This window comes from Bacillota bacterium (assembly GCA_012837335.1).
Lineage (GTDB): Bacteria > Bacillota > Limnochordia > Darwinibacteriales > DTU012 > DTU012.
On the sequence record DURM01000042.1, the window covers coordinates 36,696 to 44,970 of the forward strand.

Sequence of the window (8,275 nt, forward strand, 5' to 3'; positions counted from 1 at the left end):
CATCCTTTCCTATCAGCTGATCAAAAACTGCTGTTTAGTTTTATTTAACTTTCTTTCTAACCGAGCTAAGCGGTACTCGAAGGCGGGAATGCGCCTCCGGTCCTGGTTGAGGCTCAGGGCTAGTCCACGAGTGGCTGCCTGATGAGCTTTGGAAAAATCTTTTAAGACGTGCTCATAATACTTAGCCAGCTCTTCACAGGACTGGATATCGCTGTGTTTTTCCGCTAAGAACAGCCAGATCTGCTCCGCTGCTTCCCACCGGCGCTGGCGGCGATAGACTAACGCCAGTTTACTTAATGCTGCTAAGCGATCCGCTCGGCTGTCAGCCAGATCGACTGCCTGCTGCAGAAACTGAGCCGCTTTATCCCACTCTTTATTCTGCAGGTGGAGTTTAGCCAAAGCCCAGCAGACAGCGCCTGAGTCTAATTCATCCGCGTCTTTACCGACCAAATGATTGATATGGCCCATCAGCGCCGCTAAAGAGAGGATATCATCGCGGTTATGGGCAATTACTTCCTCTAACAGCTCACCCTTCTTAGTGCGGATATAATCAAAGTAGCGCTGGGGCACTTCCGCTCCGGGAATATCCTTTTCCCGCGCAACATCCAAAACCTGCGCCTCCACTGTGTGCAGGCTGCAGTCAGGCAGAACCTCCCGCCACAATCTGCGGGCTGAGTACAGCAGATCAAAATGGATGAAATGCTTGCGGAGCGGTTCAAAGCGTGATAGCGTAAACCGATCTTTTAGCAGCGGCCAATCAAAGCTTTTGCCGTTGTAAGAGACTAAGGCATCAAACTCCTGCACCAGCCGGTAGACATCATAGAGCATCGCTGTCTCTTCATGGTAATCCCGCATCAGGTACTGGCGCACCACAAACTGATCTGCTTGGAAAAAGCCAACTCCCACTAAGAAAGCATAAGTCCCGGCTCCTCCGGCTAAGCCCGTAGTTTCAGTATCGAAAAAGAGGGTGCGGTTAATCTCCAAACTACCTACCGCCTCATCTTTAGCGATCAAAGCCAAATCAGCAGAATTCGCTGCCGCAGCGCCGGACAGTTCCTGGCTGCCGTGAAGATAGTCCAGGGAAAAGCGCCGCTCAATTAGATAATAGCTGCCGAAGGGATTAGCCACAGCTCGTCCCTGGAGAAAATCGAGCTGTCCTGGTTCTTGCTGTTTTTCAGCCGGTTTGGGCTGAGCTGCAAATCTTCTAAGCTTGTCGGTAAGCTTCATGCTTGAGTGCCTCCTCCAAAAACTGGCGGCAGTAATTCTTAGCGGCATAACCCATTTCTACCTGCGCTCCTACGCATGATGGACAGCCTTCTTCACAGCCGCAGCTGATTAACAGCTGGTAAGCCCGCTCTAAAATCCGGCGGCAGTTATCAAACATCTGCTTAGCGTAGCCGACCCCGCCGGGGTATTTCTCGTAGATATAGATAGTCGGAAGCTCAGTAAAAGGAGACTTAACCTGAGCAGCTACCCCTAAATCCCCCGGTTCGCACATCAGCTCTAAGGGCGCAGTATTCAAGAGCAAATTGGCTGCCCCGCTTAAGGCGTTTTGGATTACCTCTGTGGGAACGCTGGGATCCAAGTCCAGCTTTTGGGCAAACCAGAAAGCGGTGGTGTGCATTTCCTGCTCTGGCAGGGAGATGTTACCCCAGCCGACGTTTTCATGGGTGTAAAACCGGATCTTTTTATATAAATGGGTTTTAGCCGCAACCAGCACTTCACCCCAAGCGTGGAGCGCCTTTCCCGGTTCCTGCACTTGGCTGTCGCTGACTTCTAACACTTTTAAGTTTACATCTAAGTTAGCATCAGTATAATAGTCAGCTTTGATCTGGCGGGTGTAAGCCTTCTGCCGCTCCCAGTCGAGGTGGTCAACGTGGTACTGGCGTCCTTCGTGCATATAAATGGCGCCTTCGTGAATCAGCATGGGAGCGCTGAAGCGGTCTACTTCTCCAATCACCACACTGGCACCATCAGTGGTGTCAATGATGGTGAAATTATCCGCCGAAGCGCTGCGCAGTGAAATGTCCGCTGCTGGATAATCTTCACTCATCCAGTAGTAGCGCTTTTCGACAAATCTTAACACTTGTTCTTCCACGAGAAAGTCTAAATATTCCTCGACATCCTTGCCCCCGAACTTTTCCCCAGCTTTAAACGGCAGTTCAAAGGCGGCGCATTTAAGATGACTGAGGAGAATGTAGATATTGTCGGGATCGATCAGCGCCTGCTCCGCTCCCCGCTCCAGAATAAAATCGGGATTATTAACGATATACTGGTTAAGAGGACTGGAGTTGCCGACCAAAATTGCTGCTGCCAGCTCATGGGTGCGGCCGGCCCGTCCGATCTGCTGCCACAAACTGGCAATCGTTCCCGGATAACCATTAATCACCACTGCCTGGAGACTGCCGATATCCACACCAAGCTCAAGAGCATTGGTACTGACCACACCCAAAACCCTGCCTTCCCTCAGTTCCCGCTCGATTGCCCGCCGCTGTTTCGGCAGGTAACCGCCGCGGTAGCCCCGAATCTTCTCAGTTAAATCCCCGAGGCGCTTAAACGAACGCCTCAGATAGGTCAACAGCACTTCCAGATCCACCCGAGCGCGGGTGAAAACGATGGTTTGAATGTTCCTGCTGATCAGCTCTTCAGCAATTCTTCGGGTTTCTAGGAGCGAACTGCGGCGGATTCCCAAGGACTGGTTGATCACGGGCGGGTTGTAGAAGAAGACTTCCTTCGGTCCGCTGGGAGCACCATTTTTATCGATTACGGCTGCCTTGCGTCCGATTAAACGCTCGCTGTGCTCTCCAGGATTGGCAATAGTGGCCGAAGCGCAGATAAAGATCGGATTAGACCCATAGAAGCTGCAGATGCGCTGCAGTCTCCGGATCACATTGGCCACATGACTGCCGAAAACACCCCGGTAGGTGTGGAGCTCGTCGATCACCACATAGGTCAAATTCTCAAATAAGCGCATCCACTTGGTGTGGTGGGGCAGAATTCCGGAATGAAGCATATCCGGATTGGTAACGACAATATTGCCGGCAGAGCGAATTGCCTGGCGGGCATCAGCTGCGGTATCGCCATCATAGGTATAGGTTTTGATGGTTTCTCCGAGCTGTTCTCCCCAGCTCATCAGCTCTGCCACCTGGTCTTGAGCCAGGGCTTTGGTTGGAAATAAGTATAAAGCCCTACTTTCCGGATGATCAAGAATATGATTCAGCACCGGCAGATTATAGCACAGGGTTTTGCCGGACGCAGTAGGTGTTACTACCACAATATCCCTGCCGGAATTAACACTCCGAAACGCTTGCGCCTGATGAGTGTACAGCTGATTGATTCCTTTTAGCTTCAACAGCTCGATAATCTTCGGATTTAAGCCTTCCGGAAACGGCTCATAAACGGCAGGTTTTGCCGGAATAGACTGCCAAAACGTAATGTTGGCCGTAAACTCGGGCCTAGTGCGGAATTCATTCAAAACCTGTCCAATCATAAATCTTACCTCCACTCTAATAGAATATAAGTTCGCTTTACCGCGTCTGCTTCCCTGCATTAATAGTGATCTTTACTTTACATCCTGTGGCAGATATGGTAAGCTATCTATGAGTACAAATTGGACAGATTTCGACGACAAAAACCTCGCTAAGCGCGTCCCAGATTGACCTAAGGAGGATTTTTCGGTGGAAAACATGCCTTCGTATTCTGTAAATAACTTCGACAAATTTGCCTTCGAGTATATCCGCACCGACCGTCAGCGGGACATGGAGATTTTTCACTTCCACGACTACTACGAAATCTACTACCTAGTTTCAGGACAAAGAGATTATTTTATCGACAACCGCACCTACCATGTGGAACCCGGCAATATTGTGCTGATCAATAAAGGTGTAATCCACCGGACAATCGGCAACAGCGACGCACAAGGTTATGAACGGGCCCTGTTTTATTATGAGAAACACTTTGAAGAAGAGATTAATCAGCGCTTTCCCAACGCCGATCTTTTTTCGATTTTCAATCTCGATCTGCATGTGTTTACTCTGCCTAGGGAGAACCAGAAGTTTATTGAGAACCAAATTGTTAAGATCGCTTCCGAATGTCACAATAAACCAGAACTCTACCAGGAGTATATTGAGGTACTGTTTATTGAACTTTTAATGTATCTCAAGCGCTGTATCAACGATTCGTTAACCGCAGTGCCCCAGACAACTAATCTTAAACTGGCCAAGATCTCTGATATTATCGCATTCATCAACAACAATTATATGCATCGTCTGACTCTGTCCTTAATCACCGAGAAGTTTTATATCAGCACCAGCTGTTTTACCAAAACCTTTAAAGATGCCACCGGCTTTACTTTTGTGCAGTACTTAAACAACCTGCGAATTAAGCACGCCCAGTACATGCTGAGGGGAACCGATCTCACCGTTTCGGATATCGCCGAGCGGGTCGGTTACGAGAGTGTAACCCACTTCGGCCGGGTCTTTAAAAAGATTACCGGGGTCTCGCCCCTCACCTACCGCAAACAATAAATAAGCTAGAAAAATAAGTTCCACTGCTGGAACTTATTTTTGTGCCTTTTTTAACTCATACCTGGCTCCAGCCCGAGCTGCAAAACTGAACACATGCTGATCCTCCTGCTCAATCTCCACCGGCTGCCCGTCACAGAACACATCAAGCAGCTCTGCCGAACGAACGCGGCAGCGCCTGGTCAAGTTGGCCATGATAACCGCGTTTACAAGGCTGCCCTTTTCCCAAGTCAGCTCAACTTCAAAAGCTCCTCGTGTCCTCAACCCCTTGACCGATCCCTCAGACCAAGCTTTGGGCAGCGCCGGCAGCAGGTGCAGCTCATCGGCATGGCTTTGGATCAGCATTTCAGCTATACCTGCTGTTCCTCCAAAGTTGCCGTCAATCTGAAACGGTGGATGAGCATCAAAAAGATTGTCATAAGTAGACCGCTTCAGCAGTGTGCTCACATATTCATAAGCCTGCTCTGCATCATGTAAACGAGCAAACAAGCAGATCAACCAGGCGCAGCTCCAACCGGTGTGGCCTCCGCCATGTTTTAATCTCCGCTTGAGGGTAACCTCACAGGCTTCGCTTAAGCGGGGATGCTTATGCTTAAGAATCTGCCTTCCGGGAAAGAGGCCAAACAGATGGGAAACATGGCGGTGACCCGGTTCCGCTTCTTCAAAGTCCTGGTGCCATTCCATCAGCTGTCCATGCTGTCCTACCTTTAAAGGCAGCAGCTGTTCTCTGGCCGTTTCTAACTCCCGCCGGAAACTGCTGTCGATATCCAGAACTTCGCTCGCCTCGATGCAGTTGGTGAATAAATCCCAAATCAGGGACATATCCATGGTTGAGCCAAGACTGACACTAGCCCGCTCTCCGCTTCCGGTAACGAACTCATTCTCGGGTGAAGTCGATGGACAGGTGACCAGATTCCCATCAGCATCAGCCACCAGCCAGTCCAAGCAGAACAGAGCAGCGCCTTTCATTGCCGGATAAGCACGCTTTGCTAGAAACTCCTGGTCGCCGCTGAACTGGTAGTGCTCCCAGAGATGCTGGCACAGCCAAGCACCGGCCATAGGCCAAAAAAACCACTTGGCAGACCCCGCTGCGGGTGCGGTCTGCCGCCACAAATCTACATTATGATGGGCGGTCCAGCCTCGAGCGTTGTAATGAATCCGGGCTGTTTTGCCTCCGGTAATTACCAAATCGTCGATCAGATCAAACAAGGGCGTGTGGCACTCCGCCAGATTGCAGACTTCTGCCGGCCAGTAGTTCATCTCCACATTGATATTGGTAGTGTAATTGCTGCTCCAGGGCGGTCTTATCGAATCATTCCAAATTCCTTGGAGGTTAGCAGGCTGAGTACCGGGACGTGATGATGCAATCAAAAGATAGCGGCCATAATCAAAGTATAAGGCTGCTAAAGCCGGATCCAGCTTGCCCGCTTTTACCTCAGCCAACCATTCATCTGTCGGCAGGTTTGGATAAAGGGGCTCGCCTAAATCCAGCTGCACCCGGTTAAATAGAGACTGATAATCTGCAAGATGGGCTTCTAGCAGTTCTTCATAAGACTTAACTGCTGCCCGCTCCAAAAGATCAGCGCAGATAGGAATCGGATTTTTCCCTTCCCAATGGGGATTGCAGTCAAAACCGTTAAAACTTGTAGCTGCAGTAAGCAGAATTACCGCAGAATCTGCGCCGTCAATAACCAGCTCATTCCCCTCTGCTGTCACCAAGCCACCTGCAGTGATAACTCGAACCTGCACCCGATAGCGCATCCCCTCGCTGACATCATCCTCGTAAATAATCGGATGTTCTACTTCCCGAGCATAATTAGGCGCCGTGTACACCGGACATCTGCCATCCAGCAGTAACTGGTCTTTCCCATCAGATCTGACCATAAACCGGTGGGGGCTGTCAAGGGAGAGGCGGTAATTGATGCTGCCCGCCTTACTGCTGGTCAGCCGCACCACCATCACCTGGTCAGGATAGGAACAGAAGATCTCCCGCCGGTAAACAGCTGAGGAAGTACTATATGTAACCGCAGCAGTGGCTCTATTTAAGTCAAGCTCGCGGCGATAATCAATAATCTCTTCATCTACACTGCTTGCTAGATAGAGACTGCCGAGGGGCTGATAGGCCTCAGTGTATCTGCCCTGCATTTTCTTCTCAATCAACTGCTGCGCTTGTTTGTATTCTCCGGCAAAGATCAGGCGTCTTACCTCTTCAAGATGCTCATAGGACTGATAGTTATTCTTGTCCCGAGGTCGACCGGACCAGAGCGTGTCCTCATTGAGCTGAATCCGCTCAAGCTCAACGCCTCCAAAGACCATGCCGCCTAAGCGTCCGTTACCGATCGGCAGCGCTTCAACCCATGTGCTTGCCGGCTGTTTATACCATAATTTTCGCTCATCGGTTTTTGTAGCCAAACCAAATGCCCTCCTATTTTTTGCTGCTGTCGTAATATTCGGCTTGAGCACCTGTTTTCCTGCACAAAAAAATCTCCCAATGGCGAAGCATTGGGAGATGGTACTGCTTAGACTAATGGCAGCACTTCTCCAGTGTTCCGGTCAGCACCGCTGCACCGGTCTTACCCTTATCGCGGTGGATCGGCCGCACCACGATCATTGTACTTCTCGGCCAATCACCGGAACCAAAGGTAAGTGTGCCTGCCCATGTCTTAGGCTTAGACGGCCCGAGCGAAATTGGCAGCAGGATAAAGTGATTGCTGGATCCGTCAGGAAATGCAACTCGGCACTGATAGCTGTTGAATTCGCCTAGATCCGATGGTTCGGGAAGACCTACGCCAAGCACACTGATAGAACGCTCTCCAGTGTTGAGGAACCGAATCAGAGCACTACCCGCCGCATTCCCGATAATCGTACCGGTCTGTCTCAAGAGAGCTGTGCAGGGTGTGCTGATATCATCATCTTCGCAGGGTACGCAGAGCACATCACACGGGAAAATCTGGTTCGGATTAGTGACCTGCGGATTAGCTGCGATTAATGCATTGAGACTGACGCCAAATCGCTGGGCAATGGTAAACATAGAATCGCCCGGTTGCACTGTATAGCGGCACTGGAACCCTGGTGGACAGGATACCGGCTCGCGGCAGGGCTGACCTCCCGGAACACACAGAACATCGCATGGGAAAATCTGGTTCGGATTGCTGATGTGCGGGTTAGCTGCGATTAAAGCATTAAGGCTGACACCAAAACGCTGGGCAATGGTAAACATTGAGTCGCCCGGCTGAACAGTATAGCGCCCTTGGAATCCCGGTGGGCAGCTGCTTGGTTGGCGACAAGGCGGCTGCGGACTAGTACCGGGCACGCAGAGCACATCGCCCGGGAAGATCTGGCTGGGATTAGAAATGTGTGGATTAGCTGCGATCAACGCATTAAGGCTGACGCCGAATCGCTGGGCAATCAGGAACATGCTGTCACCAGGCTGTACGGTATACCGCCCCTGAAATCCCGGAGGACAGGAGGCGGGAACGCGTCCACTATGCATAGAACCCCTCCTTTACTAAAACCTCGCTATATTCTATTAGGAAATAGCCATGGGGTGTTAGGAAAGGAGTCCTGTTTTTTATTGATAAACATTGCCCTCATCGATATTACCGGAGCTGATATCTTTAAACCGACGGCCGTAGGTTCTGCTCACTGTATTGTTGCAAACGATATTGTTCTGCCCGTAGATTTTTAGAGCAACATTCCGCCTTGGGTCCCGATCTGATTTAAGATAGGTGTCGACAATTTGGTTGTCCTCA

5 protein-coding genes are annotated in these 8,275 nt (G+C 50.5%); 1 reads left to right on the forward strand and 4 read right to left on the reverse strand.

The window, feature by feature from the left end; translation table 11 throughout:
- Nucleotides 1-12 precede the first annotated feature (12 nt).
- Together GX019_05875 and GX019_05880 are read right to left on the reverse strand one after the other, a co-directional pair.
- On the reverse strand, nucleotides 13-1,227 hold the full coding sequence (locus GX019_05875; GenBank protein HHT36690.1) for a ribonuclease H-like domain-containing protein: 1,215 nt from the start codon (nucleotides 1,225-1,227) through the stop codon (nucleotides 13-15).
- A complete protein-coding gene (locus tag GX019_05880; GenBank protein ID HHT36691.1) occupies nucleotides 1,205-3,490 on the reverse strand; it encodes a DEAD/DEAH box helicase in 2,286 nt (761 codons plus the stop codon). Before GX019_05880 ends, GX019_05875 begins: the two co-directional genes overlap by 23 nt.
- 187 nt (nucleotides 3,491-3,677) lie before the next feature.
- Here GX019_05880 and GX019_05885 point away from each other — a divergent pair, with 187 nt between their 5' ends.
- On the forward strand, nucleotides 3,678-4,526 hold the full coding sequence (locus tag GX019_05885) for an AraC family transcriptional regulator (GenBank protein HHT36692.1): 849 nt from the start codon (nucleotides 3,678-3,680) through the stop codon (nucleotides 4,524-4,526).
- Between the two features lie 33 nt (nucleotides 4,527-4,559).
- Here GX019_05885 and GX019_05890 read toward each other — a convergent pair whose 3' ends face one another.
- Nucleotides 4,560-6,935, reverse strand: coding sequence for a glycoside hydrolase family 95 protein (locus tag GX019_05890; GenBank protein ID HHT36693.1), 2,376 nt, complete (start codon nucleotides 6,933-6,935; stop codon nucleotides 4,560-4,562).
- Nucleotides 6,936-7,047: 112 nt separating this feature from the next.
- Nucleotides 7,048-8,016 carry a LysM peptidoglycan-binding domain-containing protein gene (locus GX019_05895; protein ID HHT36694.1) on the reverse strand — a complete coding sequence of 323 codons (969 nt, stop codon included), beginning with the start codon at nucleotides 8,014-8,016 and terminating at the stop codon, nucleotides 7,048-7,050.
- Nucleotides 8,017-8,275 lie beyond the last annotated feature (259 nt).

Excerpts from the sequence above, each read along its gene's own strand:
- GX019_05880 (HHT36691.1), bottom strand. The coding sequence starts at position 3,490 with ATGATTGGACAGGTTTTGAATGAATTCCGCACTAGGCCCGAGTTTACG.
- GX019_05875 (HHT36690.1), bottom strand. The coding sequence starts at position 1,227 with ATGAAGCTTACCGACAAGCTTAGAAGATTTGCAGCTCAGCCCAAACCG.
- GX019_05895 (HHT36694.1), bottom strand. The coding sequence starts at position 8,016 with ATGCATAGTGGACGCGTTCCCGCCTCCTGTCCTCCGGGATTTCAGGGG.